Source organism: Paenibacillus sp. LS1, assembly GCF_026013365.1.
In the GTDB taxonomy this organism is placed as follows: domain Bacteria; phylum Bacillota; class Bacilli; order Paenibacillales; family Paenibacillaceae; genus Paenibacillus.
This window is the reverse complement of the sequence record NZ_JAPDOE010000015.1, coordinates 14,608-39,986: the sequence shown is the minus strand read 5'-3', so window position 1 is coordinate 39,986 and position 25,379 is coordinate 14,608. Positions and strand designations below refer to the sequence as shown.

Here is a 25,379-nt window from a genome sequence, read left to right as displayed (position 1 = left end):
CATGAAAGAGGTAGGATGGATGAAAAAGCATTCCAATGAGAAGGACGAACTTACGGACAAACGGCGCTTTAGCTACCGAATGAACGTATTTTTCTTCGCTTCCTTTGTTATTTTTAGCGTTATTATTGTACGATTGGCGTTTTTGCAATTTGTCGAAGGGCCTGAACTCAGTCAGGAAGAAGCGAGTAACATTACCAAGGATGTACCGCTTCCTCCCGTGAGGGGAACGATCTATGACTCCACAGGTGAAGTAAAGTTGGCTTATTCCAAGCCCATTCAGTCTCTCTACCTGACACTTTATAAAAACTATGGGGATGTGGGCGGTCAGCCGAGTCCGAATATTGGGGAAGTGCAAGACATTGCAACCCGGTTGCATGATGTATTCGAACAGTACAAGCTGAAGGATTCAGAGCCACTTACGGTGGAGCAAATTCTCGAAGAGATGGACCTGAATTCACGCAAGGCGAACGGTTTTATGCCGCGTCTGATCAAGAGTGATCTGTCCGAGGAAGAGGTAGCTTACTTCCTACAGCATAAGGATGAGTTCAAAGGCATTCAGATCGTCGAGGAAAGTGTACGATTCTACGATCCGGATACGGTAGCGGTTCAGACCATCGGTTATCTGAAGAAGTTCAGAAGTTCGAAGGCCCTGGACAAATACAAAGAGGTGGACGAGGCCAATAAAACGCAAACCGATCCGGGCCTAGTATACACGGAAAATGAATTTGTAGGCTTTGATGGACTGGAGCTGCAATATCAGGATGCTCTCCGCGGCAAAAGTGGATATACATCCGTTGATGTTGATTTGCGTAACTTGCCTGAAGGTGTGGCTGGTACTACCCCACCGGAGAAAGGGTACGACCTGATTTCCAGCATTAACAAGAACGTTCAGGTGAAAACGGAACAGGCCATTCTGGATCAGTTGAGTTGGCTTCATCGGAATCCGGTTTCTGGTAAATTGCATCCGAATGCCAAGACCGGATTTGCAGTTGCGATGGAAGTGGACACGGGGAAAATCGTATCTGCCGCCAGTATGCCGGACTATGATACCAACCTCTGGAGAACAGGCAGTATCACGAATGATCAATACGATGATATTAAATATGTGTACCAAAATGGTACGATTCGTTCTTTCCCTCCGGATGACTCTAGAAAGCGAGCCGAATCGATCGTGCTACTCGGTTCCACGATCAAACCGCTTAGTGTGTTGATCGGTTTAAAAGAAGGTTTCTTCACAACAAATACCGTTTATTCGGATAGAGGTTCAACGACCTTTGGTGGAGACAACCGCAGAGTTCAGAACTCATCAGGCCATGTGTACGGTGCGATGCGTCCGCATGATGCGATTCGTCATTCCTCGAACGTATTCATGATTGATGAGATCGGGAAGAAGTTGTACTCGAAATACGGTGCGACCGGAATTGACAAATGGGATGAATACATGAAGCAGTTCGGCCTTGGAGTATCCACAGGGGTGGATCTGCCGAATGAATTCTTGGGCATACGGGATTACATGAACACCACGGAAAGCTCGCTGACGCGTCTTGTGTATGGTTCCTTTGGACAGCAGGGGAAATACACAACTATGCAGTTAGCACAGTACACGACGATGTTGGCAAACAAAGGAAAGCGAATGGAGCCACAACTGGTCAGAGAGTTCCGGGATTCGGAAGGCAACGTGGTCGAGAAAGTAAAACCGAAGGTACTCAGCACGGTGGAGTTTAACGATGCCTACTGGAATGAAGTACAACGAGGCATGGCAACCGAGGTATCCGCATTTAGCGGATTCCCTTATGACTTTGCCAGAAAAACAGGAACATCGACACAGGTTGTAGGTGGCAAACTGGTGGATAATGGGGTGTTTATCGCCTATGCACCACGTAATAATCCGAAGCTGGCTGTTGCTGTGGTTATCCCAGAAGGGGGCTTTGGTTCGAGTAGTGCGGCTCCGGTTGCACGTGCGATCTTCGATGCCTATGACGAGGAATTCGGTCTCGACGGTGTACCGAAAAAAGATAAAAATAAAGAATTAGAGTCGGAATCAGGCACACAGTGATGTGCGGCATTGATTACAGAGGGGACCCTTGGTGGGGTCCTCTTTTTTGTATTTACGCAGAGCTTGGATCGAGGGAGTGAACTAACTAATTAATTGCATTAATGTGTAACCAAATGAACTGTATCACGTTTATATAAGGGAAGGGTAAACGCTTTCGACAGAGCGGGATAACATTGATATGTCAGTGTTTACATTTAAATCGGTAGATTGGTTCGTGTAACGGTTCTGTTTACGAAAATGTAACCAAAAATTGAAAGACGTGACAGCTAGCCTTTGGTAGACTTGTATGAGAAAGGATTAAATAGGGGAATGAGTACATCCACATTATGGATAAGATATTTTATTTTTATAGAGGAACGGGAGAGGCTTAAACCATGTTTAACCGATTGAGGAAGAAACCCATAACTGAGGAAGATACACCCGTCAACAAGCCGTCGACCGCAAGGCTGAATTTGTTTTTTTTCGCGGCATTTGTCATATTCAGTATCCTCATTTTCAGATTGGCCTTTGTGCAATTTGTGGAGGGTCCTGAACTAACGTATATGGAAACGAGTCGTAATACCAAAGACATTCCACTCGCACCTGTTCGCGGTCCCATCTATGATGCGACAGGGGAAGTCGCGCTCGCCTATTCCGAACCTGTGCAGTCCCTCTATGTGCTGTTATATGAAGATTATCGGAATGATGAACGTAGACAGGAAGCAGAGGAACTGGCTCATGATCTGGCGGCTGTGTTTAAACAGTTTAATCCAGGGGACAAAGAGCAGCCCGATGCGGAAGAGATCATTAAACGCTTGGATCTGGATTACCAGAAAACGTTTGGATATGTGCCGAGACTGGTGAAGTCGGATCTATCGACCAAAGAAATTGCCTTTTTTATGGAGAAAAAAGCGGATTATCCGGGCGTTATGGTGCTGGAAGAAAACATAAGAAAATATGACCCGGATGGTGTAGCAGTTCAGATTGTTGGTTATACAAGAGAGTTCAAACGGGCACCAGATTCTATTGCCAAATATAAGGCCATCCGCGAGGGGGCAAGTACCCAGCGTGATCCTGGTCTTGTATACCACGAGGAAGAGAAGGTTGGTTTTGATGGATTGGAGCTGCAATATCAGGAAGAACTCCGTGGACGAAGCGGCTATCAGTCCATTGATATTGACGCACGTAATCTGCCGGATGGAACGATGTTACAAACTCCGCCAGAGAAAGGCTACAGTCTGGTTTCCACCATTAACAAGGAAATTCAGATGGCCGCACAAGAGGCGATAACGGACGAACTGCGCAGACTCCCTAAGGCAATTACCGGATATGCAGTAGCCATGGAAGTGGATACGGGAAATGTGGTAGCTATGGCGAGTATGCCGGATTATGATCCAAACGATTGGGATTATGACAAAATCAAATATGTATTCCGGAACGGAACCACCGAGTCGTTCCCACCGAATGATGCCAAGCCTAGTCGGGCCGAATCCGTTGTACTCCTTGGATCGGTCATCAAACCGCTAAGTGTGCTTATTGGATTGAAAGAGGGGTTATTTACAGCCGGACAGACCTATCATGATCAGGGATATGCGGTTTTGGGGAAAGACGGACGACAAGTGAAAAACTCGCATTCTGCTTATAATGGTTCTATTACGGCGAGAAGAGCGATTGAGAAATCCTCGAATGCCTTCATGATCGACATGGTGGGTAAACGTTTGTTAAGCAAGTATGGCTCAGAGAAAGGCATCGATGTCTGGCACAAATACATGCAGGATTTCGGTTTGGGTGTCTCTACGGGAGTAGATTTACCTAACGAGTTCTTGGGTCGGCTGGAATACAAAGAAGATCATGAATCAGCTCTAACGCGTTTGGCATTTGCCTCATTTGGACAGCAAGCCAAGTACACGACCATGCAACTCGCACAATACACCACGATGCTTGCCAATAAGGGCAAACGGATGGAACCACACTTAGTGAAAGAAATCCGTGACGCGGATGGCAATGTGGTGAAGGAAATCAAACCTAAAGTGCTCAATGAAGTTGACTTTGCCGATGCGCACTGGAATGAAGTTCATAAAGGGATGGTTACCAAAGTAAGCTCATTTGACGGGTTCCCATATGATTATGCACGGAAAACAGGAACATCAGAGCAGGGGACCGGACCGAACAAAAAAGAGAATGGTGTATTTATTGCCTTTGCACCACGAGATAATCCGAAGCTTGCTGTCGCTGTTGTTGTACCGGAAGGTGGGTTCGGGTCAGTCAGTGCTTCACCAATTGCACGGAAAATTTTCGATGCATACGATGAAGTGTACGGTCTCGATGGAACGCCGAAAGGCAAGAAAGATCAGAAGCAAGACCAAGAGTAAGTAATACAGAATATTGAATTGCACTGATATGCAGTGAATGAATAAGATTTGATTTGCAGAGGCAGGGGAGTTTCCCTTGCCTCTTTTGGATGATGCTTGCTTGAAGGCATGAATGGTTAGTTCGATATAGAACATATATCTATCTTGATGTGTCATCCTTCTGATTACGGGTTATTTTGTTGCATACAGATGATCTGTGGTAAAATGTCGTTAGCTGTGACGTCCGGAGCGTCCGTTTTGTGGATGCCGGGCGATCTTGTTGTGAAAGAATGTTTGATATTAGATAAAGAGAACCTTTAAGTTGAGCTGGAGAACCATTGTGGAACGGAGAGGGCAGAAAGGACCTAGAGAAGGGAAATTTGTTTATGAATTTCCTTCTTGATGTTAGGTGTTATGAGCTCTAAATACAAAGGTGATGTAGTGAAGGGGGCGGAATCGATCTGAAGAAGCGATAGCGTTCGCCTTTGTCTCCGAATTTCTAACCTTTAAGAAGAGAGAATCTAGAAAATTCGGAGACAACAGCGATCGGAAGACGATCCGTACACGTAACAGTTACCTCGTATAATCTCAGTACACTAAAGAAAAAGGTAATTCTAAAACAAAGATACTACGACTCGAAAGGTTTTCTGCCCACGTAGTACCTGAATGGATATCCATGAGTTCAATTTGGAGAGAGACAACCTAGGAGGAAACTACTGTATGAGTGAACTGAAATACAAATTGCTGGCACTAGATATGGATGGAACATTGCTTAACGATAATCATGAAATTACACAGGAGACTGCCAAGTGGATACAGATTGCCATTCGTCGGGGGGTGCATGTGTGCCTTTCCACGGGAAGAGCCGTATTCCACGCGATGCCTTATGCGGTCCAACTCGGACTGGAGACACCGATGGTTACCGTTAACGGTAGTGAGGTCTGGAAAGCACCGCATGATCTGCATATGCGTCATCTGATGGACCCGGCATTAATTCGCAAAATGCAGGAAATTGGTGAGAAATATAACAGCTGGTACTGGGCATACTCCGTGGAAGAGCTGTTCAACCGTGATCGCTGGACAGACAATATTGAAGGTCTGGAATGGTTAAAATTCGGCTTCAATACCGAAGTGGATGAAGTTCGTCACCAGATCATGATGGAACTGCAACAAATGGGCGGTCTGCAAATGACGAATTCTTCACCTGTTAATATTGAGATCAACCCTGCTGGCGTATCCAAAGCAAGTGGTGTAGCCGAAGTCTGCAAGCTGCTGGGTATCGAGATGTCCGAAGTTGTTGCTGTCGGAGACAGTCTGAATGATCTGGCTGTCATTGAGGCCGTGGGTCTTGGTGTAGCGATGGGCAATGCGCAAGAGCAGGTGAAGGAAGCGGCTGATCTGATCGTAGCGAGTAACAATGACGACGGTATCGTCGAAGTGATCCGTGAACATATTTTGAAGGGGGAGTAACCTTTGCTCGCAACCATTGCCTGGATTTTAATTGTGCTGCTGTTTGCAGTGGGGATGGCTGGAACGGTATATCCCATACTGCCTGGTGCTGTAGCGATTTTCTTCGCGTTTCTGGTCTACGGCTGGTTCTTCAGCTTTGATCCGTTCGGCGTGTGGTTCTGGATCATCCAGATTTTGATTGTTGTCGTGTTGTTCGTGGCTGATTATGTTGTCAGCGCTTGGGGCGTGAAGAAGTTCGGTGGCTCCAAGTTATCGACAACGCTGAGTACCATTGGTGTTATCATTGGGCCATTTGTCATTCCGGCATTCGGACTGGTGCTAGGACCATTTATCGGTGCTTTTATCGGAGAACTGATCGGAGGGTCTTCACCTTCCAAAGCGTCCAAAGTTGGTTTTGGTTCCGTGGTGGGACTATTTACGAGCACTGTGATGAAAATTATTTTGCAAATCGTCATGATTGTTCTCTTTATTATCTGGGTGGTAAGATTCGCCTAAACGTTCGGGATTAGCTTCAACGGGATGTACGTCCGGTGTGGAGGAAAGAAGGGGAATTGGTTTGTCTAAGAAAGAAACATTCATTAGGGGTACGCTCATTCTGGCGGCAGCTGCGCTGATCGCAAGAGTACTCGGATTGGTTCAACGGGTGCCGCTGGAGCATATCCTCGGCGATATCGGTAACGCATCGTTTACGATCTCCAATACGGTATATTTAATGCTGTTAACTGTAGCAACGGCGGGCATACCGAGTACTCTGAGTAAAATGGTATCGGAACGCTATGCGCTCGGACGCGCAGGTGAAGCTCAACAGATCTACCGTGCAGCCCTGATCTTTGCGGCTGTGGCCGGGGTAGTCATGTCTGCTTTGTTATGGTTCGCGGCACCTTATTATGCTACGTATGTGTCCAAAGTACCGGAGTCAGTCAGCGCCATTCGCGCCTTGGCCCCAGCCTTGCTGCTCTTCCCGGCTATTGCGATGATGCGTGGATATTTCCAAGGACGCGGCAACATGACAGCAGGCGGTATTTCACAGATTGTGGAACAGTTTGCTCGTGTAGGTACAGCCATTATCGTGGCTTATGTCATGCTGCAATGGAATTATGATGACCAAACGATTGCTGCAGGTGCCTCATTTGGTGGGGTATTAGGAAGTGTTGGTGCCTTCGGTGTCATGCTATACTTCACCTTGAAACTGCGTCGTAGCGACCGTGCGGCGCAATTGAATTACGAGCGTGCAGAGCAATTGCCGATGCGAGGCATCTACAGTGATATCTTTAAGCTCTCTATTCCAATTGTGCTTTCTTCACTTGCGGTCCCAGCCATTAACTTTATCGATTCATCCCTTGTGGTTCCACTGCTTAGTGGCCAGATCGGACTCGAAGAGGCCACAGGCGTCCTTGCGATCCTCGGTGCCAAGGCCCAAAGTATTGCGGGGATTCCTCCAATTCTGGCTATCGCTTTGAGTCAGTCGTTGGTGCCTGTCATTTCGGCAGCATTTGCCCGCAAAGATGAAGCCCATCTGAAGAATCAGGTTACACTTGCGTTGCGCATTTCGATTCTGACAGGTATGCCGATTGTCATTGCACTTTGTGCGGCAGCGTATTCGGTTAACGGGTTGTTGTTTACCAATCTGGATGGAACGCCGATCATTGCTTTGCTGACATTCGGTACCATTTTCCAGATTACGATGATGACCACCAACTCCATTTTGCTTGGGGTGGGTAAACCGCGGATTACGATGGTGAGTGTGGCAGCAGGTGTTGTGATCAAGTTGGTCGCAAGTTTGATTCTGGCGCCTATCTTCGGTATTTACGGCATCATTATTGCAACAGCTCTCTGCTTCTTGGTGATCACGTACCTGAATCTGCGGGTCCTTCGCAAAATCGTTGATTTCTCTATCATGGGAGATCGCTGGAAAGGGTTTATCATTACAGTGCTCCTTGCAGCAGGTGTAGGATTTGCAGCGAACTGGATTGGCAATATGATCTTTGGACTGTTCCTGCCAGCACGCGTATCCTTCTTGCTTACCTGCCTTGTGGTTGGTGTGCTTGTCGTGGTGGTGTATCTGGTTCTCATGGTTGTGCTGCGTGTACTGCGCAAGGACGAGCTGGGCAGTTACCCCCGTATTCTGCAAAAAATTCTCCGTCCACTCATGCGTCTCCAACGTGGAGGCGTGCAAAGAGGATAACCTGGAAGGATATAATCATTTAAGCATCAATATTGTGCAAAATATGATACAAGCTCTGTCTGCTGTAAAAGGAGACAGGGCTTTTTGTATAATTTAAGACCAGCTGAGCGACTGAGTTAAACATTAGGCAAATTATTAGGTAAGTAAGCCTCTGCTAGCGGTGCATCGGGTTATCTACATCATGCGGCTCTGCCTGCTCCATATGATCTTCAGCATTAGTGTGTGATGGCCTTGGCATCATGAGCCAGTGCTGTTTTTAGCATGCCATACCGGTGTTCGTGACTCATCTCAAACAGCCATGGGCGGCGCGGTACCGTCAGATAACCAAGACAATCTCGTGTCTGAAGCCAGTCCTGTCTGGTGATCGGTTCATAAGGCGTGTCTGCCCATACGTCGAGTAGTTCTGGACTATATAGTCGTTGCCCTTCGGGTAGCCATTCTTCATTTAGTAGCTCCTGAGCATAAAGTGTATGATCACCCGCCTCGTCTTCATGATGGGTAAACAGGCCAGGCCAATATTCGGCACGTGAGCCACGATGGGGAACCGAACGTGCGAATTCCAACACTTGTGTGTGTACTTGCTCTACACCAAACAACAGGGCATACAGGCCCTTGCCAAACAGAATTCGCTCATCCAGCTTGCCAAAATGTTCAATGACCCGTCCTGCGAGCCCAGCTTCTTTTCCAAGAGGAAAGACGATATGATTTAGACCCGACAGATTATGCAGATGGAATGCGGGTTTGGAAAGTACTTTTTTTTGAAAATAAGGATGCTGCATCACTCGGCTCTCGATATAGTTCTGCTCATTAATAATTAATGCCACACTTAGCAGTGAACTGCACCGTTCCAGCCAAAAGCGTTCCCAGAACGGCGTCATGAACGCCGATACGTGAAAGTGCGACAAGAGATGGAAACAGCTGCGCCCGATCCGGCGACTGTTCATATACAGCAAAAGCTGGGGATACGCATCCTGGAAAATGAGTGCATTACATCGCTCCAGCAATCGATACATATGCTCACGATCGCTTGGATTCTGTAAATTATGCATCAGGTCACTCTGAAGATCTGTCATGTGATATCCGCCGTTGCGAGAGACCATATGAGCCAGTAGGGCCCAATGCAGTTCAGGATATTGCTCGTAACATTCCAGATAGGCTGCCGTGCGAGTTATGTTACTCCGATTATGCTCCTGGGTCAGCGTCTTAATCTCTTCCAGAATAATGCAATCTTCTTCACAGACGAGCGCACTTTGGACCTGATCAGTACGTGCAAAAGACTTGCCGCTGACAGGTAACAAACGCTCCACCTCGGATTGCAGGGCGATAGCTGTATCAGTATCCCACTCGATGTCACGCAATGGATGCCGAAGCTGTGCCGAAGCTTGCCATGCAGCCTGTTTGCCACGCCAGATTTCCCGGGCAGCTCCCGGAATGGAACGGACAATCTGCAGGAGGGACCCGTGATGTTGTTCGCTGGAAGAATCGGTTCTGGTGGAAGTCATGTTGTGACATCCTTTCATGATATTCTGGGTTTAATTTCACAGACCATATGGTTTATTCTAAGTATGCGCTGATTATTTGACTTCCACTCGCCAATTTGCTTCACTTAGATTAAGACAAGGTACAGAAAGGAAGATGAATCCAATGGAATCAATTACATCCAAACCGGCTTTTGATGTAGCCATTCAATCCCCACGTTTAACGATTGCCGTATTCAAGGCTGACTGGTGTGGAGACTGCAAATACATCGATCCGTTTATGCCTGAGGTTGAAGAGAAATATGCACGTGAACTGACTTTGATTGAGGTTGACGTAGACCAGGTTGGAACGGTCAGTGAAGAGCAGAATATTCTTGGCATTCCGAGCTTTGTGGCGTATACAGATGGCCGCGAACTTGTACGTTACGTGAACAAGCTGCGCAAGTCGAGAGAAGAGATCGAGCAGTTCCTGGATCGCGCAGTTGAGGTGTACAACACGATCCATAAATGATGTTATAAAAGGGTATACTGAAAAGAACGCCATTTCTCTTGAAATAGGGAAATGGCGTTTGTGTGTTCAACGCTCTGTGTAAGAAACGTTTCATGTACATATCCCCAATGACCTTCGGGTCATTATTTCACCAGACGTTAACATTTTGTCACAAAGCGCGACGTCAATGAACATTTTATCCGGTATAATGAGTTTAGTTGTGAAATAAGTGTCAAAGTACCGAAACAAGCGGAGAATATTCTTCGCCATCTTAAACCAACAGCGGGTGAGAAAAAATTGAAGCACTTAACTTTGTTTAAATGGTTAACCGTATTAACCTGTCTTGTCATGTTTCTGGCCACTTTTGGTGGAGGCATCGTAACCAAAACGGAATCGGGCCTTGGCTGCGGAACGGAATGGCCTTTATGTAACGGAAAACTCGTTCCGGCACATACTGTGGCTTCACTTATTGAATATTCCCACCGCGCTGTAAGCGCACTGGCTGGACTGTTGTCCATTGCCTCATTTGTTGCTTTTCTGCGGTTCGGCAAGTCACGCCGTGACCTGCAATTGTTTTCTTTCTTAACCTTGGTATTTGTGATCGTCCAGGGAATCATGGGGGCTTTTGCCGTCGTCTTCTCCCAATCTTCAGCAGTCATGGCATTGCATTTCGGCTTTGCATTGATCGCTTTTGCCAGTTCCCTCATGATGGCGCTGGGCATAAGGCAGGAGGCAAAAGATGGTGGATTGGAGCGTCTGAATAAATACCCTCGGGTCACTAAAAAATTCAGGAATCTGGTCTGGTTCTCCACGGTTTATACGTATCTCGTTGTATACACAGGTGCATTTGTGAGCCACACAGATTCTGCAGGCGGATGTTCCGGATTCCCGCTCTGTAACGGTCAGATTATTCCTGAGCTTTCGGGTGGGGTAGCGGTTGCGTTTGCTCACCGTGCTGCGGCTGCTTCGCTCGTAATTGTTATCGCAATCCTGGGTCACTTTGCTTACCGTAATCATCCGGATAACAAGGAAATGCGTACCCTTGGCGTGGTCTCCGTTGTTCTGATTCTGATGCAAGTGGTTATCGGTATTTTCATGATGGTGACGATGAACCGTCCAGAAGTATACATGTTCGTAGCCCTTGCTCATATGCTGGATATCGCCATATTGTTCGGGGTTTTAACGTATATGAGTTTCCTGGTGTACAAGCTGCATCGCCCGGCAAATCGTTTCTAAATTGCGTTTATGTTGGAAAGTCTCTTGGGCTAAATTTGAAAGTCCACCATCCAGTGATGTACATCATTGGACAGGTGGACTTTGTTTGATGTCGGGGGGATCAGGGCAACCTATGGCAAGCAGCAATTACACGTATACTCGGAATGGTTTATGTATGATGGTGATGAATGGTGATGAATCTTTCTTGATGTGGAAAAGGGGAGGTTAGTTATGCTGCGAACGTTACTCGGGGAAAAGCCGCGTATAAACGAAGGGTTATTGAAGGAAGCAATGGAGTCCATGGCGCATACGCTGGAGCTGTTTCAGCGACAAATGCATGTGGACCATGATCCCACGCATGACTATCGGAAACTGTATGTGTGGACCCAGGGACTCATCTCCTCGCTGGATGAACTGGAGCAAAGCTGTTTCGCTGCTGCTCATTTTCGCAAAAAGGTCGTTGCAGGCTCTACGGACGATATGACGCAGGCAGAGAAAGCCGAATATGCCCGATATGTTTATTTCTATAAAGATGGCTTCATCCGTTGTTTTGCCATTCTGGATAAAGTCGGCACCGTATTGAATGAAATATTCGAGCTGAATACCTCAAATACAAAAGCACATTTTTCTTATTTTACCGTGTTAAGGCAGTTCGATTATTCGACGCAGCATCATGACCTTGCCTTGCGATTGATTCAGATCAAGGACTCTTATCGTGAACCGATGAGCAAGCTTCGCAAACGACGTAATATGGAAATTCACTACATGAACTCTGAAATGCATGATGATTTGTGGCAGTTACACCAGACGTTGCAAGGGAAAGTGAAATTGGAGGATCTGGATCAGCATGTTCATGAGATGCGTCAGGGCGTGGACATGGTGTGTGAAACGTTAAGTACTGCATATGGTTACATTAATCAGATATGGCTTAAGAAAGTTAAGAAACGTTAACGCAGTAAAATAAATGAAATAATTCCCTTTGACAAATCGGAATACTTGGATTATACTGAGTTTCAGATCGAATGGTACATGAATATCTTTATCTTCAGAAGTTTCTGAACTATCGAACAGTATATAACATGAACTACATGAACTTATAGAATCTTACAATCTCATATTTCTTATCGAGAGCGGCGGAGGGACAGGCCCGATGAAGCCCGGCAACCGATTTGTAATAAATGACACATGTGTCATTCGTTATAGATGTTAGGTGCTAATTCCTACAAAATGGTGCAAGACACGATTTTGGCAGATGAGAAGGTAAATTCACGTGAAGAGCCGTCTTTGTATCTGCAAAGGGGCTCTTCTTTTTTTGTACGTAAAGGGGAGTTTTCCTGTCTTTCGGGTAAAGATACATGTAGGTGGTAGGAAGGGGCAAGTTCTATTGATTGAATTAAAGGGTTTAACTAAGACGTATGGTAAAGGGGCAAAAGCCACAACAGCGTTGTCCAATTTGGATTTGAGCATCCGCAAGGGTGAGATATATGGCGTCATTGGCCATTCCGGAGCGGGTAAAAGTACACTGATTCGCTGTATTAATTTGTTGGAACGTCCAACGGAGGGTGAGGTATGGGTTGACGGGATCAACCTGACTGACCTGAGTAAAACTGAATTGCAGCAACAGAGACGCAAGATCGGCATGATTTTTCAACATTTTAATCTGCTATCCTCGGCAACGGTATATGACAATGTGGCTTTTCCACTAAAGCTTGTAAATACACCCAAGGAAGCCATTGACCGCAAAGTGAAGGAAATGCTCACTCTGGTTGGCCTGGAGCACCATAGCAGTAAGTATCCGGCTCAATTATCTGGTGGACAGAAACAACGTGTTGGGATTGCAAGAGCGCTTGCGAGTGATCCGAATGTACTTCTCTGTGATGAGGCTACTTCGGCACTTGATCCGCAGACGACCAATTCAATCCTGAAGTTATTGCTCGACATTAATGAAAAGTACAACCTCACGATTGTCCTGATTACACATGAGATGCACGTTATCCAGAATATCTGTGACAAGGTTGCTGTCATTCATCAAGGTGGCATTGTGGAACAGGGGCCTGTAACAGAAGTATTCCTGAAGCCGCATCACGCCATTACGCGGGACTTCACGATGCGTGACCAGGAAGCTGGACTTGCTCTGGAAGAGACCGCTCTGGCGAATGCAAGCGTTGAATTGCAGGCAGGTGCTGCTTCCAAACTTGTGAAGATATCCTTTCTGGGTAATAAAACATATGAAGCGATTTTGTCCAGAACGGTACGTAAGACAGGTGTGGATTTTGCCATCCTGCAAGGTACGATCTCTACGATCAAACAGGTTCCTTATGGGCAGTTGACCGTTCGATTCGAGGGTGAGTCAGATGCGATTGAACGGACCATATCCGAATTGACCGCAGAGGGACTTGATGTGGAGGTGCTACGTTAGATGGATTTTTCAACCGTACGTTGGGAAGAGGTTGGTAAAGCTTCCATAGAGACACTGCAAATTTTGGGTGTATCAGGCTTGTTTACCGTTATCTTAGGTTTACCGCTCGGAGTTCTGCTGTTCATGACAGCCCGTTCTGCTTCGATTAAGTCACGGGCAGTGTACACGATACTATCCCTGATTGTTAATATTTTGCGCTCAGTCCCATTCATCATATTGATTGTTGCTCTTATTCCATTCACTCGTATACTCGTCGGTACAGCTACGGGGGTACTCGGCGTTATACCTCCTTTGGTGATTTCAGCAGCTCCTTATTTCGCCCGTTTGGTGGAGAACACGCTGCGTGAAGTCGATCGGGGTGTCATTGAGGCGGCACAGGCGATGGGCGCATCGACCGGACAGATTGTAAGACGGGTTTTACTGCCTGAAGCACTACCTGGTCTGCTTGCCGGGATTACGATCACTATTGTTACGCTTGTCTCCTATACGGCGATGGCAGGCATGGTTGGTGGTGGAGGTTTGGGAACACTGGCAATTAACTATGGATACTTCCGTTATCAAAATGAAATCATGATCATCTCCGTAGTGTCGATGATCATTCTAGTGCAAATTCTCCAGATGGCTGGAGATCGCTTGGTTACATTTTTCACCAGGAAATAACACATAGATAACATGATGGATGTGCAATAATGCGGATGCCACATGAAAAAAATGATTAGAGAAGGGGTTTTACACATGAAAAAATGGTCTATTGCTCTACTTAGTCTTATGTTGATTGCGGTTCTCGCAGCTTGCGGAAATAACAAGGACGCCGATAGCGGCGCAGACAATTCAGCAGGTGCACCACGTACAGTTGAATTGAAAGTTGGAGCTTCACCTACACCACACGCAGAGATTCTGGAAAGCATCAAGCCTGAACTGGAAGCACAAGGGATTCGTTTGCAAGTCGTTACGTTCAATGACTATGTTCAACCCAACCAGCAACTTGCTGACAAAAAATTGGATGCAAACTTCTTTCAACATCAACCTTATCTGGACACAGAGAATAAAGAACGTGGATTCAATCTCGTTTCTGTAACACCTGTTCATGTTGAACCTTTTGGCGGATACTCCAAGAAGATTAAGTCTTTGGATGAATTGGCAGACGGTGCAAAAGTAGCGATTCCGAATGACCCATCCAATGGTGGACGTGCACTGTTGTTGCTCGCGAAGGAAGGCATCATTACGCTGAAAGACAACACAAATATCACATCTACGATTCAAGATATCACAGCAAATCCGAAGAACCTGGATATCATTGAGCTGGATGCAGCCATGATGCCTCGTCAATTGGATGAAGCGGATCTGGTATTCATCAACGCTAACTATGCGCTCGAAGCGAACCTGAATCCAGCGAATGATGCTTTGCTGATCGAAGATCTGCAAGGTAACCCATACGCGAACATCCTCGTTTCCCGTGAGGACAACAAGGATGCAGATGCAATTCAAAAACTGGCTGCTGCTTTGCACTCCGAAGAAGTGAAAACATTCATCAAAGAACGTTATAAAGGTGCAGTTGAACCTGCAACTGAATAATTCACGATATGTATGATGTGATGTAAAGTTTGTAAGAAATAAGCCGTATGTCTCTCCAGAAGAGATATACGGCTTATTTTATGTTTCCTAGTCTGTACTGACGTGGGAATCAACAAGGGTCAGGGCTTATCTTGTTTATCCACGTTGGATGGATGCCCAGTTTGGCGGTAATAGGATAATTCATTCTGATCAGCATACTGCTGCTCATCTGCTTCTTGCAGGTACGTCCTCTCGGAGGGAGAGAGTGTTTCTTCTTCTCCGTGTGAGCTTTTGATCTTGTATTTGATCCACCCGATTAGCCCAAGAACGACAACCAGGATCAAGGCCCATCCTTTTTTGAGCAAAAGAAGAGCACTGAATTTGTGGGAAGCTGTGTATCCGATCCCGCCCATCAGAAGACTGTTGAGCCCTATGGTGGATGTTTTGTCAGTCGAAGCATTGTACTCCTCGTAGGTATATCCTGCATTAATGCTAAGTTGATTAAGAACCGTTTCCTCGAATGCCTGGCGGCTCTGTTGAAAGGTGCTCGTATCTGTAACCAGAATGGCTGTGATGTACCCTTCGCGTGTCAGGAGCTTTACATTGTAATTGACCATGGCTTGCTGATCAGCATTCTTGAAACCAAGGGAGTAGACCAACTGATGCTTGGTCTTATCATATGCCGGTTCGATTTCCCATCCTGTTATGTACGTTCTATATTCAGGATCAAGCTCTCTGTTGTCTTCTTCTGTGCCTCGGATATAACTGCTTAACAGTTCTTCAGCACTCAGATTTTGATCGTCATCATGAATATGACCTGTCTTCACGTACTCGAACACGACATACCACGAGCCGAATTCGCTATTGCTGGTTAGGCTTCCGATTTCATTCCCGTTAGGCTTTCCACCACTGTTAAGTATCGAACGTTGGGTATTGGCCTTATCCAGATAGGAATGGCTCTCAGGGACTTCCAGGGTGGCCTTACCGTCCAGAGAGACAGGTGCTGGTCCAGTAATCCAATCGTACTCATCAGGTGCCTGGTCAGTCTCATTTGCCGCTGATACCTGTAGGGCACTAGAGATTGTGAATAAACTCACCATCAAAAGTGTAAGAAACGATATCCATCTTTTGTTCTTCATGTTCATGTTGAGGTCCTTTCGGGTTATATCCTCGACAGTATCACAGGTGTCTGATTTCGATCAAGATATATTTGGAATTATAGGTGGATACTTCCTTAGAGATAACTGAGTTGTAGGAGGAGGATAAATCTTTTATACTGGATAGTGACTGCTCTTTGAAGAGGGGGATGAACGTGAAGGGAAAGGTTGCCCTCATAACGGGAAGTGCCAAAGGTCTTGGTAAAATGACGGCCCTCAGTCTGGCAGATCAGGGGTGTCATATTGCCCTCAACTATGTACACAGCAGAACAGAAGCTGAGGCTTTAAGGACTCAGATTACAGCCAAGGGTGTGCGGTGCATTGCCATCCAGGCGGATATATCCAAGGTGGAAGATATTGCTTCATTGGTTGAACAGGTGGAAGACAAGCTGGGCAGTATTGATATTTTGGTGAATAACGCGGGGCCATTTGTCCGTGAACGACGATTATTTGCGGATTATTCTGAAGCTGAGGTCCAAATGCTTGTGCAGGGAAATCTGTTGGGACCGATGTTACTGGATCAGCGTGTATTGCCAGAGATGAGACGCAAGCAATGGGGACGCATTATCCATTTTGGCTTCAGTCATGCTGGAGAAGCGAGATCTTGGCCTCATCGCGCGGTATATGCGGCTGCCAAGGTGGGTCTGGTATCTTTTACGAAGACACTCGCGGTTGAAGAAGCTCCTTATGGCATTACGGTTAACATGGTATGTCCCGGAGATATTCGCGGTGCCAACAAAGAAAAAACGATTGATGAAATGGCAGGTATCACCGACGAGGAAACGCCAAGAGGGCGTCCTGGCAGCGGTGAAGATATTGCACGAGTGATTACGTATCTATGTCTTGATCATTCTGATTTTATAACAGGAAACATTATGGATGTATCCGGAGGACTTGATCCGATTCGTCCAACCATACAGCGCGAGGATACTTAAAAGGTGAATTGAAGGACTGTACGTGGAAAACTGGTCAAGGTGACAGTGAGAAATGGACTCTCTCCATATGCACACAAAAAAAGAGCCCTCCGCTTCATGCGAAGCGAAAGGCTCTTGAGGTTTATTTCGTGAAGGATTGATTAGAATACTTGTACGACTTCTTGTACACCCTCAACTTCTTCGAGAAGGGCGCGTTCAATCCCGGCTTTTAAGGTAATGGTGGAGCTTGGGCAACTGCCGCAGGCACCGACCAGTTTCAGCTTAATGATGCCGTCCTCCACGTCGACCAGTTCCACGTCACCGCCATCGCGCTGCAGGAACGGACGAAGTTTATCAAGCACATCAGATACCTCATCATACATGGTGCTTTGTGCGTTTTCGCTCATATTGTTCAACTCCTTTCCTTCCTATATTATATTACAAATGACCATAAATTAAAATGGTCAAACAAAGCAGGTGAACTTAAATGAGACCGATTATTGAATTTTGTGCCAATAATATGCATTTTGGCACAGATGAAGTCATGGATCAACTGGAAGAAAATCCAGACTATGACGTGATTGAATACGGCTGCCTCACCAACTGCGGCCAATGTTCTATGACTCCATTTGCACTGGTGAATGGTGAAGTTGTCATCACGGACAAAGTGGAAGATCTATATAACGCCATTCTGGCCAAAGTTGCCGAAGCCGATGTCTGGGACGAGCTAGATCTCGACTAACCGAGATGGCGCTTGGACATCCAGAGCACACCACTTTTCAAAATACGAGGTACACGTCCCATCATGGACGTTTTGCCCATCAGCCCAAACCCAGACTTCTTGCCGAGTGCACCGAGTGTGCCACGAAGCTTGAGTGGATGTGGATTGGGCTTTTCGCCTTTCCAGAGGGCATGCTGAATATGGGCGATCTGCTCACCCTGCACTTCCGCAGCTTGACCGCTAGGTGCATAAGGGACACTCGCACAGTCACCAACGACATATACATCGGTATATTCCGGGATTTGGTAGTATTCATTCAGAACGACACGACCTTGAGGGTCTTTGGTCACGTCCAGATCCTGTACCACTTTTACGGGCTGAATGCCTGCAGTCCACACGACTGCATCGGTTAGAATCTGTTCATCCCGGTTAAAGATCGCATTCGGTTCAACGCGTGAAATGGCGATATGTCCGCGGGTCTCTACCTGATGTTCGTTGAACCATTCATGCACATATACGGACAGACGTTGCGGGAAAGCAGATAATACACGCTCGCCACGATCCAGAATACTGATGTTCAAATCCGGTCTGCTCTCACGTAGTTCAGCTGCCATCTCGACACCACTTAATCCGCCGCCAACGATATGCACATTACCGTAGGCTTTGATCTCATTAAGACGCAGGTAGGTCTCGCGTGTTTTGCTGAAGCTCTGGATGGTACAGCTGTAATCTTCAGCGCCTGGTGTGTTGTGGAAACGGTCTGTACAACCAAGTCCGATGACAAGCTTGTCATAGACGAGCGGGTCTTGGCCTTCAAATTCAATCTGACGCTGTTCCAAGTCGATCGAAGTAACTTCTCCATAACGGTAAGTGACTTTATCGCTCACTGGAAATTGGATACGCAGGTCATAATCGGATACGGTTCCTGCTGCGAGTGCGTAATATTCTGTCTTTAATCCCTGAAAGGGGCTGCGGTCCACCAAAATAATTTGTGTATCGGATGGAATTTTACCTTCCAGAAGTTCCTTGATGATGGTGAGGCCGCCATAGCCGCCTCCAAGAATGACGAAATTTTTCATGACTCGGCTTCCTTTCTGCATCAGTCCCACTGAAATGGGGCTGTAACCTGTGGAGCAGCTATGCAATAACATAGCTGCTCCTTTTGTTTGGATTTGAATAATTGAAAAATAGACATTGAAAATTGAAGATATAAATCAGCAGTTTGCACCACTCGAATTCAAACGTCTCCCCCTATAATGAAAGCAGCGTCATGGAGTGATGCTAGTGCAATATTTTTTTTATATGGTGTAAATACTATTCGTACACTTGAATCTCGTTGTAGAACGTATCACGTTCTACCGGAATGCGTCCTGCACCTTTAATTAGCCAAATAAGCTCTTTACGGGTGAGGCCTTCAGGCGTTAGTGCACCTGCTGCATGACTAATCCGTTCGCGAACAATCGTGCCATGTGCATCCGAAGCACCGAATCCAAGGGCGACTTGAGCCAACTGAGGACCGATGTTGATGAAGTAGGCTTTGATATGATCGATGTTATCCAGCATCAAACGGCTGATCGCAATTGTTTTGAGATCCTCATAAGCCGAGTTACGACGCATAATGCTCGCGTTTTTACTTTTTGGTTGCATGGAAAGCGGGATAAAGACCATGAATCCGTTGGTCTCGTCTTGCAATTCACGAATCTGCGCCATATGGTTAACGCGGTCCTCATAGGATTCGATTGATCCATACAACATCGTAGTATGTGTACGCATGCCCAGGTTATGAGCTGTGCGGTGCACCTCAAGATAACGATCCACGTTCGCTTTGTCCACACGCATTTTTTTGCGATATTCATCCGACAGAATCTCAGCGCCGCCGCCAGTCAATGTTTTAAGACCTGCTTTTTGCAGCTCCTGTAGAACTTCCTTAATACTGAGCCCGCTGATACGAGTGAAGAAATCGATCTCGGCTGCCGTGTAGGCTTTCAGCGTAACATCCGGATATTTCTCGTTTAAAGCACGCAGGGAATCGACATAATACTGAAAAGGAACATGGTTATTATGTCCGCCTACAATATGGAACTCTCGTACGCCCGGATGAATATGCTGTTCCACATAATCGATCATTTCCTGACCGGACAACGTGTAAGAACCATCTTCACCCTGGTCTTTGCGGAAATTACAAAAAGCGCAGCGAGCTTCGCATACGTTTGTAAAATAAAGACTCATGTTTTCAATGAAATACACTTTCTTACCATTCTTCCGCAGGTTGGCCTCATTGGCCAACTGGCCCAAAGTCAGCAGATCATCTGTTTCATACAGATATACGCCGTCTTCTACGCTCAGCCTTACGCCGTTCTGCACTTTCTCAACGATTTCAGCCATTCTTTTGTCTGTGAACGGTGTTACCAATGTAGACATACTGTTTCCTCCTGTTCTTAACCGGATTTGAGTTGTGTGTAGGATCTGCATACAGAACTACATAGCAAAGATGCGGTCAACTGCCGCTTTCTTAATGGACTAACTCTTATTTACCCGGTGCAGCGTGTGCTGCATATGAAAGCTAAATTTTTTCAAAAAATGGAGTCTGTTGACTCATATATGCATTGGGGACTGCGTTGCAGTCTCGAAATGTGAAAAAAATTACAACTCCAATTATGACCATCGTCTGAATAAGTCATGACAAAATATCGACATTTCAGTGCGACCACCTATTCATTATAAACCTCGTGTCGCGGGGGTTCAATACACTGGGAAGAAAAAGGAGTTCAGGGGGAACGCGGAAAGAGGCAAACATGACTTGAGACCCTTGACGGGGTGGAGTATAATTTAAAGAAGAGTTAATGAAAGGTAGTTCAAAAAGTCCGCTTTTGATTACGAAGGATGCCTAGCGGCATCTCAGCGTCGAAGATGGGATTCAGCCGAAATAAGCTGGAGGCTTACGAAGTATGTTTCCTTTGGAAACATTGTAGTTGCTCACGTAGTTTTGCCTACGCTCCGCTACTCCATTTCTATCTTCATCCCATCTTCTTGGTACTGAAAAGCGCCCTTTTTGAACATGATTTTATATGAAAAAGGAGAGTGACCTGGCATGATTAACATCAGCGAAACGGCTGCTGACAGATTGAAAGAGATGCTTGCACAGCAAGAGACACCTGGTATGTTTCTGCGTCTTGGCGTAGCACCGGGCGGTTGTACCGGATTTTCGTACGCCATGGGCTTTGACGATAAAGAGTCCGATGAGGACCTGTATATGGATATTCAGAGTATGAAGGTTGTAGTCGAGAAGGAAAACCTGAAATACCTTGATGGTCTCGAAATTGATTTTGAAGAGTCCGGTATGTCGGGTGGGTTCACGATTCATAATCCGAACGCGGTAGCGACCTGCGGGTGTGGATCTTCTTTCCGTACGAAGGAAGAAGCGGGCGTACCAGATAAAGATTGTTAAGAGACTGAGTTGTATAGCGGTTTCTGATGATGATCTAAAATAAAGCAGTTGCAGTCCCTTTAATAGATAGCCTCTGAATTGTATCCGTTTTGCACGGGCATGATATCAGGGGCTTTTTTGTGTTTATGTTTGTTGCATGGTTGACAACATATGTTGTAACTATTATAGTTACATTATGAAGTTTGAACAGAACATAACATAACATAACTAAAGGAGAGATTATAATGAACATTGCAATTATTGGTGCTACAGGTAAAGCAGGAAGTTTGATTCTGAAAGAAGCGGCAGACAGAGGTCATGAAGTGACGGCGATCGTTCGTAACGCATCCAAATTGGAAGATAAGTCCCTTAACGTATTGGAAAAAGAAGTTTTTGATCTCACCGCAGAAGATATCAAAGGTTTTGACGTTATCGTAAACTCGTTCGGTGCAGCTCCAGGGCAAGAACATCTTCATGTTGAAGCTGGACAAGCTTTGATCAACATCCTGAAAGATGCGCCAAACACTCGCTTGATCGTCGTGGGTGGAGCAGGTAGCCTGTTCACAGACGAGTCCAAGACATTGCGTGTCTTTGAATCTCCAGGGTTCCCTGATGCATACAAAGCAACTGCAACGAACCAAGGCCAAAACTTGCAGGATTTGCAAGCATCTTCAGGTATTCAATGGACATTCCTGAGCCCGGCTGGATTCTTTAATCCAGAAGGTGTGCGTACAGGCAAATATCAAGCAGGCAACGACGTTATTCTCGTGAATAGCGAAGGCAACAGCTACATCAGCTATGCAGACTATGCGATTGCTTTGGTTGATGAGATCGAGAATCCACAACACCAAAACGAGCGCTTTACCGTTGTTGGCGAAGTGAAGTAACACTTTGAAATTATAATATGGAACATACAAACGGACGCTGATTCTCGACAGATCGGCGTCCGTTTTTTTGTTATTGAATACATAATGATAGCCCAAATAGAAAGTCGCTAAATGAACAAAAGCATTCATTCACCTAACGGCCAGAGAAAATCAGATATATTTTAGTGGAAGCTGAGAAGAGTTGGAATACGGAAGTTGACTCTCAACTCATTATAGCAACGAATTACACTTGGGGGTTTGATTTCAAGGAAGGCAACAAATACTTAATATACTTTAGCGAAGCGGATGGTGAGTTAAGCAGTAGTCCGTGCAGTTCGACCATCGAAATGAATCATTTGAACCAGGCAACTGAGCTATTCGGGGAAGGATTTCCACCAAAACAACAAGTAAACGTAGAACACAAAATGTGGTTTATGTTTGAGCAGGATATTGATTTTTATATCGTAGGTGTAGTCGTATTTGCGGCGATCTTTGTCTTCTTTATGAGAGTAAGAAAGAAAAAGCGCAAAGTATAATCTCGCTGCGCTAACGTGAAGTTTTTGCTCAAAGAAAAAGTCAGTTGAACGAGAGGCTGACTTCCTGCATGACCTATTACCCCTTTACTTAAATGAGGATCGAGGCGTATAATCCGTTGAGACATCACAGGGGTAAGAGGGGAAAAAGTTATGAACAGTGGATTAATCAACGCGATCATTGCGTATATCATGTGGGGGGTTCTCCCGCTGTATTGGAAGTTGTTTGAAAATGTACCGGCAGGCGAGATTCTGTCGCATCGGGTAGTCTGGTCGTTCGTCTTCATGGGTATTCTCGTAGCCGTCCAGCGCCGTTGGAGTGACATGAAGCGTATTCTGACCAGTCGTTCGACCTTGCTGTCCCTTACCGCGAGTGGGCTGCTAATCGCTATTAATTGGCTGATCTTCATCTGGGCAGTTAACAATGGTCATGTCGTTGAGACAAGTCTGGGCTATTATTTGAACCCGTTGCTAAATGTGCTGCTCGCGGTTGTATTCCTTCATGAAAAGCCAAACCGTGGCCAATGGCTCGCGATCGCCATTGCTGGTGTCGCGGTGCTTATCATCGCCATCGACTACGGACGTTTCCCATGGGTTGCGATCTCGCTGGCCGTGTCATTTGGCTTGTACGGTCTTGCGAAGAAGAAGATTAAGCAAGACGCTTCTGTGGGCTTATTTTCGGAGACAGCTGTAGTTCTGCCCATCGCACTCGGCTACTGGATCTACTTGGCCATCGTGGGAAAAGCAACAGCATGGACGCTGCCTGCGCCCATGTTTTTTGAATTGCTTCTAGCCGGCGTAGTGACGGCGCTGCCGCTGCTTTTCTTTGCACGGGCGGCTGCCCGGATGTCGTTGTCCACGCTCGGCTTCGTGCAATATATCGGACCGACGATCATGCTGATCCTGAGCGTGTTCGTGTTCAAGGAAACGGTCTCGCCAGTTCTGCTCGTTGGTTTTGCCCTCATCTGGACAGCGCTTATCGTATACGCTGCCGCATCGATACGTGCTACGAGACTTGCTAAGGTAAGCTGAACAGAGGTATCTTAATCGTTATAAATGCCCTTTCTGCCAATGAGGTGGAGAGGGCAATTTTTGGTTTGTTGGGGAGCAATAGGTCGATAAAAACTAAAAAGGAAGGCTGATCAACGTTATGGTAAAATACAGGAGTAGTAATCAAAAATAGTAACCAAAAAGAGTAATAGAAAAACGAGGAGGCAATAGATATATGATGGTTAATAACCGTTACCGCAAACGTGAAGCATTCTTTGTAAAGAATGCTGTAGTTCAAACACTATTTCAGTTTGCAGTTTCAGCAATAATCGGTAGTGTATATGGGTTCATGATGGTCAACGAGACGATAGGTGGATATATTAATAAACTATTACCGAGCACGGATGGTCCGGATCCTCATTTATATCTGCCCGTTGTGATAACGGTGTTCATCTACTCTTGTTTAATTCAGAAGAGACAACGGATTTTACTTGAAAAAATCTCATTTAGTTGTCTCCATATTTTGGTTGCCCTGCTAGGCTGTATTTCTTCAGTTGTTGTGTTATTGGTGATTTAAACCAAATCCCTACTATCTACACCTTCAGCCCCATCAACTGCATCAATGACACCGACAGCGAGTGTTGTTACTGCAGCAGCAGCTAAAAGATTCTTGGCGCCAAGCTTGACTCTGTCCTTATCTTCCTCTTTCATGCCCACAACAACATCTTTACCGCTGTTATATACATACTTGGCTGATATCGCTACACCTTTTGCAGTATTGGTTACGGCACCTCCAATATCGGCAAGCCCCGCGTCAATAGCGGTATCATCTTTTCGAATTGCACCACTCGCCAGATCATATGTCCCGCTAACCAGTTGTCCAACGGTTTTGCCTGTATTAATCGTGGCTTTCTCTACGCCGTTCCCGATTTCTTTGATAAAGGGACTTCCCGCAAGTTCACCCACAACCCGCACACTGCCGCCCAATACTTTCCCCGTGACTTCTCCAGCCAATTGACCCATCCCTTTTAAAAAACTCATCCATTTTCCCCCGCTCTTGAAATAAGCTAACTGATGTTCTGCATGATTTATTTTATTATATTCATATGTAAGTGAAAAAACCATTCTGCATTCAGCCTGCTAAACATTCCGAATTTAATAGCACGGAGTGCCTCATAGAGCAGCAAGCGTAGTGGAGGTGGTGGAAATCGATTCTGGAGAAGCAAAGGTTTCGTCTGAAAGCTTTCTGCAAGAGAGATACATCGGAAGCATAAGCTATCTCGGGATCTTCCCTGCCTCCGGAACGCAGACCACGCCGCGTCCCCAACGCAATCCAACGTAAAAAAGGCGCTACTCCCACCGGGAATAGCGCCTCAAGCTCTTGTTTTACCTTACTACTTAATCCATTTGACTACACACGGTTTTAGAAGTGCCTCATAGAGCAGCAACGTAGTGGAGGGGGCGGAATCGATTCTGAAGAAGCGAAGCGTTCGCCTGAAAGCTTTCTGCAAGAAAGCTACATCGGAAGCATAGGTTATCCCCGTATTTTCCCCTTAACAGGGGAAAATACGGGG

The 25,379-nt window shown here is 46.0% G+C and carries 24 protein-coding genes and 1 riboswitch; of the genes, 18 read left to right on the top strand and 6 right to left on the bottom strand.

The window, feature by feature from the left end; all coding sequences use genetic code 11:
• The first annotated feature begins 19 nt into the window (after nt 1-19).
• The 5 genes from OM416_RS28550 to OM416_RS28530 all read left to right on the top strand — a co-directional run bounded on the left by OM416_RS28550 (nt 20) and on the right by OM416_RS28530 (nt 8,041).
• Nucleotides 20-2,056: a peptidoglycan D,D-transpeptidase FtsI family protein gene (locus OM416_RS28550; RefSeq protein ID WP_264935168.1), complete on the top strand. Its 2,037-nt coding sequence runs from the start codon at nt 20-22 to the stop codon at nt 2,054-2,056.
• 374 nt (nt 2,057-2,430) lie between these two features.
• Nucleotides 2,431-4,407, top strand: coding sequence for a peptidoglycan D,D-transpeptidase FtsI family protein (locus OM416_RS28545; RefSeq protein WP_264935166.1), 1,977 nt, complete (start codon nt 2,431-2,433; stop codon nt 4,405-4,407).
• 699 nt (nt 4,408-5,106) lie between these two features.
• The gene (locus OM416_RS28540; protein ID WP_076333185.1) at nt 5,107-5,856 is read left to right on the top strand and encodes a Cof-type HAD-IIB family hydrolase; all 750 of its coding nucleotides are present in this window, start codon (nt 5,107-5,109) and stop codon (nt 5,854-5,856) included.
• A gap of 54 nt (nt 5,857-5,910) precedes the next feature.
• Nucleotides 5,911-6,351, top strand: coding sequence for a DUF456 domain-containing protein (locus tag OM416_RS28535; protein WP_047841365.1), 441 nt, complete (start codon nt 5,911-5,913; stop codon nt 6,349-6,351).
• A gap of 61 nt (nt 6,352-6,412) precedes the next feature.
• Complete coding sequence (locus OM416_RS28530) at nt 6,413-8,041, top strand: polysaccharide biosynthesis protein (protein WP_264935163.1); 1,629 nt, start codon at nt 6,413-6,415, stop codon at nt 8,039-8,041.
• 215 nt (nt 8,042-8,256) lie between these two features.
• Here OM416_RS28530 and OM416_RS28525 read toward each other — a convergent pair whose 3' ends face one another.
• A complete protein-coding gene (locus OM416_RS28525; RefSeq protein WP_264935161.1) occupies nt 8,257-9,543 on the bottom strand; it encodes a DUF2515 domain-containing protein in 1,287 nt (428 codons plus the stop codon).
• A gap of 142 nt (nt 9,544-9,685) precedes the next feature.
• Between OM416_RS28525 and OM416_RS28520 the strand changes: the two genes are divergently transcribed.
• The 6 genes from OM416_RS28520 to OM416_RS28495 all read left to right on the top strand — a co-directional run bounded on the left by OM416_RS28520 (nt 9,686) and on the right by OM416_RS28495 (nt 15,218).
• A complete protein-coding gene (locus OM416_RS28520; protein ID WP_062837984.1) occupies nt 9,686-10,030 on the top strand; it encodes a thioredoxin family protein in 345 nt (114 codons plus the stop codon).
• Between the two features lie 276 nt (nt 10,031-10,306).
• Nucleotides 10,307-11,245 (top strand): COX15/CtaA family protein, encoded by a 939-nt coding sequence (locus OM416_RS28515; protein ID WP_264935159.1) that lies wholly within the window; start codon nt 10,307-10,309, stop codon nt 11,243-11,245.
• Nucleotides 11,246-11,455: 210 nt separating this feature from the next.
• A complete protein-coding gene (locus OM416_RS28510; RefSeq protein ID WP_264935157.1) occupies nt 11,456-12,175 on the top strand; it encodes a Cthe_2314 family HEPN domain-containing protein in 720 nt (239 codons plus the stop codon).
• A 167-nt stretch (nt 12,176-12,342) separates the two neighbouring features.
• A riboswitch (SAM riboswitch) is annotated at nt 12,343-12,483 on the top strand.
• A 125-nt stretch (nt 12,484-12,608) separates the two neighbouring features.
• Complete coding sequence (locus OM416_RS28505) at nt 12,609-13,643, top strand: methionine ABC transporter ATP-binding protein (RefSeq protein ID WP_264935155.1); 1,035 nt, start codon at nt 12,609-12,611, stop codon at nt 13,641-13,643.
• Complete coding sequence (locus OM416_RS28500; protein ID WP_145151695.1) at nt 13,644-14,303, top strand: methionine ABC transporter permease; 660 nt, start codon at nt 13,644-13,646, stop codon at nt 14,301-14,303.
• A gap of 75 nt (nt 14,304-14,378) precedes the next feature.
• Nucleotides 14,379-15,218 (top strand): MetQ/NlpA family ABC transporter substrate-binding protein, encoded by an 840-nt coding sequence (locus OM416_RS28495; protein WP_264935151.1) that lies wholly within the window; start codon nt 14,379-14,381, stop codon nt 15,216-15,218.
• Nucleotides 15,219-15,337: 119 nt separating this feature from the next.
• Here the strand turns inward: OM416_RS28495 and OM416_RS28490 are convergent, their stop codons facing one another.
• On the bottom strand, nt 15,338-16,336 hold the full coding sequence (locus OM416_RS28490; RefSeq protein WP_264935149.1) for a DUF2167 domain-containing protein: 999 nt from the start codon (nt 16,334-16,336) through the stop codon (nt 15,338-15,340).
• Nucleotides 16,337-16,509: 173 nt separating this feature from the next.
• Between OM416_RS28490 and OM416_RS28485 the strand changes: the two genes are divergently transcribed.
• Complete coding sequence (locus OM416_RS28485) at nt 16,510-17,289, top strand: SDR family oxidoreductase (protein WP_264935147.1); 780 nt, start codon at nt 16,510-16,512, stop codon at nt 17,287-17,289.
• A 140-nt stretch (nt 17,290-17,429) separates the two neighbouring features.
• Here OM416_RS28485 and OM416_RS28480 read toward each other — a convergent pair whose 3' ends face one another.
• The gene (locus OM416_RS28480) at nt 17,430-17,675 is read right to left on the bottom strand and encodes a NifU family protein (RefSeq protein ID WP_053783253.1); all 246 of its coding nucleotides are present in this window, start codon (nt 17,673-17,675) and stop codon (nt 17,430-17,432) included.
• Nucleotides 17,676-17,755: 80 nt separating this feature from the next.
• On the opposite strand from OM416_RS28480, the gene OM416_RS28475 reads away from it, so the two are divergent.
• Nucleotides 17,756-18,010, top strand: coding sequence for a YuzB family protein (locus tag OM416_RS28475; protein ID WP_074096376.1), 255 nt, complete (start codon nt 17,756-17,758; stop codon nt 18,008-18,010).
• Here the strand turns inward: OM416_RS28475 and OM416_RS28470 are convergent.
• Nucleotides 18,007-19,068 (bottom strand): NAD(P)/FAD-dependent oxidoreductase, encoded by a 1,062-nt coding sequence (locus OM416_RS28470; RefSeq protein WP_264935140.1) that lies wholly within the window; start codon nt 19,066-19,068, stop codon nt 18,007-18,009. The genes OM416_RS28475 and OM416_RS28470 overlap by 4 nt on opposite strands.
• 235 nt (nt 19,069-19,303) lie before the next feature.
• The gene (mqnE, locus tag OM416_RS28465; protein ID WP_169480628.1) at nt 19,304-20,410 is read right to left on the bottom strand and encodes an aminofutalosine synthase MqnE; all 1,107 of its coding nucleotides are present in this window, start codon (nt 20,408-20,410) and stop codon (nt 19,304-19,306) included.
• 670 nt (nt 20,411-21,080) lie between these two features.
• On the opposite strand from mqnE, the gene OM416_RS28460 reads away from it, so the two are divergent.
• The 5 genes from OM416_RS28460 (at nt 21,081) to OM416_RS28440 (ending at nt 24,382) form a co-directional block, all read left to right on the top strand.
• Complete coding sequence (locus tag OM416_RS28460) at nt 21,081-21,437, top strand: HesB/IscA family protein (RefSeq protein ID WP_264935137.1); 357 nt, start codon at nt 21,081-21,083, stop codon at nt 21,435-21,437.
• A gap of 224 nt (nt 21,438-21,661) precedes the next feature.
• Nucleotides 21,662-22,303, top strand: a complete 642-nt coding sequence (locus OM416_RS28455; protein ID WP_264935135.1) for an NAD(P)-dependent oxidoreductase — start codon at nt 21,662-21,664, stop codon at nt 22,301-22,303.
• A gap of 164 nt (nt 22,304-22,467) precedes the next feature.
• A complete protein-coding gene (locus tag OM416_RS28450; protein ID WP_264935133.1) occupies nt 22,468-22,818 on the top strand; it encodes a hypothetical protein in 351 nt (116 codons plus the stop codon).
• A gap of 150 nt (nt 22,819-22,968) precedes the next feature.
• Complete coding sequence (rarD, locus tag OM416_RS28445; RefSeq protein WP_264935131.1) at nt 22,969-23,847, top strand: EamA family transporter RarD; 879 nt, start codon at nt 22,969-22,971, stop codon at nt 23,845-23,847.
• 193 nt (nt 23,848-24,040) lie between these two features.
• A complete protein-coding gene (locus OM416_RS28440; RefSeq protein WP_264935129.1) occupies nt 24,041-24,382 on the top strand; it encodes a hypothetical protein in 342 nt (113 codons plus the stop codon).
• Here OM416_RS28440 and OM416_RS28435 read toward each other — a convergent pair.
• Nucleotides 24,379-24,846 (bottom strand): hypothetical protein, encoded by a 468-nt coding sequence (locus OM416_RS28435; protein ID WP_264935127.1) that lies wholly within the window; start codon nt 24,844-24,846, stop codon nt 24,379-24,381. The genes OM416_RS28440 and OM416_RS28435 overlap by 4 nt on opposite strands.
• Between the last annotated feature and the right edge of the window lie 533 nt (nt 24,847-25,379).

Coding starts and splice junctions, on each gene's coding strand:
- OM416_RS28460 (WP_264935137.1), top strand. CDS start 21,081: ATGATTAACATCAGCGAAACGGCTGCTGACAGATTGAAAGAGATGCTT.
- OM416_RS28495 (WP_264935151.1), top strand. CDS start 14,379: ATGAAAAAATGGTCTATTGCTCTACTTAGTCTTATGTTGATTGCGGTT.
- OM416_RS28435 (WP_264935127.1), bottom strand. CDS start 24,846: ATGAGTTTTTTAAAAGGGATGGGTCAATTGGCTGGAGAAGTCACGGGG.
- rarD (WP_264935131.1), top strand. CDS start 22,969: ATGAACAGTGGATTAATCAACGCGATCATTGCGTATATCATGTGGGGG.
- OM416_RS28510 (WP_264935157.1), top strand. CDS start 11,456: ATGCTGCGAACGTTACTCGGGGAAAAGCCGCGTATAAACGAAGGGTTA.
- OM416_RS28440 (WP_264935129.1), top strand. CDS start 24,041: ATGATGGTTAATAACCGTTACCGCAAACGTGAAGCATTCTTTGTAAAG.
- OM416_RS28480 (WP_053783253.1), bottom strand. CDS start 17,675: ATGAGCGAAAACGCACAAAGCACCATGTATGATGAGGTATCTGATGTG.
- OM416_RS28550 (WP_264935168.1), top strand. CDS start 20: ATGAAAAAGCATTCCAATGAGAAGGACGAACTTACGGACAAACGGCGC.
- OM416_RS28470 (WP_264935140.1), bottom strand. CDS start 19,068: ATGAAAAATTTCGTCATTCTTGGAGGCGGCTATGGCGGCCTCACCATC.
- OM416_RS28500 (WP_145151695.1), top strand. CDS start 13,644: ATGGATTTTTCAACCGTACGTTGGGAAGAGGTTGGTAAAGCTTCCATA.
- OM416_RS28525 (WP_264935161.1), bottom strand. CDS start 9,543: ATGACTTCCACCAGAACCGATTCTTCCAGCGAACAACATCACGGGTCC.
- OM416_RS28520 (WP_062837984.1), top strand. CDS start 9,686: ATGGAATCAATTACATCCAAACCGGCTTTTGATGTAGCCATTCAATCC.
- OM416_RS28490 (WP_264935149.1), bottom strand. CDS start 16,336: ATGAAGAACAAAAGATGGATATCGTTTCTTACACTTTTGATGGTGAGT.
- OM416_RS28455 (WP_264935135.1), top strand. CDS start 21,662: ATGAACATTGCAATTATTGGTGCTACAGGTAAAGCAGGAAGTTTGATT.
- OM416_RS28545 (WP_264935166.1), top strand. CDS start 2,431: ATGTTTAACCGATTGAGGAAGAAACCCATAACTGAGGAAGATACACCC.
- OM416_RS28475 (WP_074096376.1), top strand. CDS start 17,756: ATGAGACCGATTATTGAATTTTGTGCCAATAATATGCATTTTGGCACA.
- OM416_RS28535 (WP_047841365.1), top strand. CDS start 5,911: ATGGCTGGAACGGTATATCCCATACTGCCTGGTGCTGTAGCGATTTTC.
- mqnE (WP_169480628.1), bottom strand. CDS start 20,410: ATGTCTACATTGGTAACACCGTTCACAGACAAAAGAATGGCTGAAATC.
- OM416_RS28540 (WP_076333185.1), top strand. CDS start 5,107: ATGAGTGAACTGAAATACAAATTGCTGGCACTAGATATGGATGGAACA.